Genomic DNA, 235 nt, shown 5'->3' with positions numbered 1-235 from the left:
TGCGGTGGAGGCGACGGAGGAGGAAGTAGTTCCGCTGCTGTCGGAGGGTGTGAGCGTCGCTGCCGTCAACGGGCCTACGTCGCTGGTGCTGTCGGGTGTTCAGGATGCGGTCGAGGCGGTGGTGGTCCGTTTCGGGGGTCGTCGGGTGAAGCGGTTGCGGGTGTCGCATGCCTTTCATTCGGCGTTGATGGATCCGATGCTGGCGGAGTTCCGTGCGGTTGTGGCGGGGCTGTCG

Annotated in this window: 1 protein-coding gene; it reads left to right on the top strand. The window is 66.0% G+C overall.

The features are described from left to right. On the top strand, window positions 1-235 hold a 235-nt coding region (locus ADK64_RS15310), incomplete at both ends, for a hypothetical protein (RefSeq protein ID WP_159046259.1).

The sequence above is a fragment of the Streptomyces sp. MMG1121 genome (genome assembly GCF_001280015.1).
Lineage (GTDB): Bacteria > Actinomycetota > Actinomycetes > Streptomycetales > Streptomycetaceae > Streptomyces.
The sequence above is the reverse complement of the archived record's forward strand: the minus strand, read 5'-3'. Positions and strand labels throughout refer to the sequence as shown.